At 41.9% G+C, this 2,499-nt stretch carries 2 protein-coding genes; one reads left to right on the top strand and one right to left on the bottom strand.

Translation table 11 applies throughout. The features are described from left to right. The first annotated feature begins 548 nt into the window (after window positions 1-548). The gene (locus F6K22_RS38575; RefSeq protein WP_293110195.1) at window positions 549-2,126 is read left to right on the top strand and encodes an ABC transporter substrate-binding protein; all 1,578 of its coding nucleotides are present in this window, start codon (window positions 549-551) and stop codon (window positions 2,124-2,126) included. A 96-nt stretch (window positions 2,127-2,222) separates the two neighbouring features. On the opposite strand, the gene F6K22_RS43285 is transcribed toward F6K22_RS38575, so the two are convergent. Beyond that, a partial coding sequence (locus F6K22_RS43285) for a 3-hydroxyacyl-CoA dehydrogenase NAD-binding domain-containing protein (protein ID WP_293110193.1) occupies window positions 2,223-2,499 on the bottom strand: 277 nt, incomplete at its 5' end.

Raw genomic sequence — 2,499 nt, 5'->3', positions numbered from 1 at the left:
TACGAAAAACTAAGATTTGAGATTGCTTCCCTGTCGGTCGATAGGGACGAAAATAGGTTGTGCTGCGTAAGTGTTCTAATAATTAGATTCAATCCGGTAGCATAGGTACAATAGACATAGGCGTGAAAATAGTCAAACAGTTAACTATCTATTAATATCATGTCCGGATAAGAGCGTGATAAAAAAAGTATATGGTTTGTAGTATAGCTCTCAGCCCGATACATACTTAGGGCTAGAGCAATACTACAGACTTTAATTATAACTATTCAACCGGACATGATATAACTCTTTTTAAAGATATCCGATCGAGATGTACTTTTTTGTAGCATTCTTTGTTAAAAATGGTATACAGCGCTTTTCAGTTGAGTAGACCACTAAACTCATTGTTAGGAGTCAGGAGTCAGGAGTTGTAGGGGCTTGCTGGCCAGCAAGCCCCTACAAGAGTTAGGAGTCAGTATCATTGTGGTTTATTCATATGAAAACCGCTATAAAATAATAATATGCCTAGGTATTTTACCAAGTAAAAAACGTAAATAACAAGATAAATTATGAATAAGAATAGTTTTTTCTGGGTTTCTGTCATCTTTAGTAAATTGCCTATATTTAAACTTCAGTCGCTGCTTTTGACGACACTTTTTTTAAGTGTATTCGCTGTTAGTTGTAAAACGACATCATCAACTCGAGAAGATACATCTTCCGCATCTCCAAAAACGTCTCTATCCCAATCAAACAAATTTGATGGAGTCAATATCAATGTCATCTCCCTCAGTAAACCTGTTGCTGCAACTGTGGAAAAGCGAGCTGATGAATTTGAAGCACTGACAGGAGCAAAGATTACGGTTAAGAGTGCTGGCTATTCCGAACTCTATCAAACAATTTTGCAGGATCTGACAACGGGTAGCAATCAATACGATGTCATGATTATGACTTCAAATTGGATGCCAGATTATATTGAATCTGGTTACCTCAAAGATTTAACGGAAGATGTCAATGAAGATTCAAGTTTAGCATGGAAGGATATTGCACCATTTTTTCAGGAATACGGTCTCGTTTATGCCAATAAAATCTATGCGATTCCCATTGATGGTAACTATCACCTCATGTATTATCGAGCCGATCTATTAGCTGAAGCAGGATTTGAGCCGCCCAGAACTTGGGATGATTATCTCAAAATTGCTAAGTATTTTCATGCTAAAGACTTAAATGATGACGGGGAGCCAGATTATGGCTCTTGTTTGGCAAAAAAACCTGGAAACGTTACCTACTGGGCAATGTGGTCAATAGCAGCTTCTCTTTTGCAGTCTCAAGGAACTAAACAGGGGATTTTCTTTGACCCCAACACCATGCAACCAATGACGAATAATATTGCCTTTGCTAAAGCTCTCGATATTTACAAAGCAACGAATGAGTATGGCGCTCCCGATGAAATGGAGTGGGGGTTGAACGACGGTCGCCAAGCCTTTGTTTCGGGTCGATGTGCCTTATCAATGGATCATGGAGATATTGGAACATTGGCACTCTTACCAGGCTCAAAGGTTAAAGATAAGTTTGGTACTACCATTATACCGGGGTCTACTGAAGTCCTCAATTGGGATACTGGAGAATTGGTGCCGTGCGATAAATTTACCTGTCCGTTTGCAATTAATGGGGTAAACCATGCCCCTTTTACAGCAGCTATTGGTTGGGCTGGAACGATTAATACTGCAGCAGATCCTAAAGTTCAAGCAGCAGGAGTTGCCTTTATTTCTTATATTAGCCAGCCCGATCGCTCCAATATAGATGTAACCAATGGGCGATCGGGTTTGAATCCCTACCGTCTTTCCCAGTTTTCTGATTCTCAGAACTGGATAGCAGCAGGCATGACTCCCGCAGTCGCCAGTACCTACTTGGGAGCAATTGGCGCTAGTCTTAACAGCCCCAATGTGGTACTTGATTTAACTATTCCCAGAAACTACAATTATCAGCGAGAACTACTAGATGCAGCAGTGTCAGACTTTCTCGCGGGCAAAATCAGCCGGGATGAAGCTATGGCAAGGATTACTCAGGAATGGGAGACTCTCACCAATAACATGGGAAGAGATTCTCAAAAAGCATTCTACCGGAAGAGTTTAGGATTAGATATTTAAGTCTAGTAGATATAGCGCGTAGCGCAAGTCATTTCAGTTATCAGTTATCAGTACCTCTGCAATACAGAGGTTTTCAGCAGAGAAACCGGGTTGATATCAGGACTTACGCATAACCACCACATCTTGTAGGGGTGATTTCCTACGGAATGCTTCGCAAACGCGAATCACCCCTACAGATAGCGTATAATTTGACATTTTGCGGCCACGGATCAGCTCGACCAGTTGCATGACAGGAACCGGGTTCATGAAGTGGAACCCCATGAACTTCTCAGGGCGGTCGGTGCGGCTGGCCAGACGGGTGATCGAGATGGACGACGTGTTTGACGTCAGGATGGTATGCGGTGCCAGATGCGGCACGATATCTTCGAAAATC

Origin of the sequence: Okeania sp. SIO2F4 (assembly GCF_010672385.1) — a bacterium.
Classification (GTDB): domain Bacteria; phylum Cyanobacteriota; class Cyanobacteriia; order Cyanobacteriales; family Microcoleaceae; genus Trichodesmium.
Note: the sequence above shows the minus strand (reverse complement) of the source record. Positions and strands in the feature narration are given on the sequence as shown.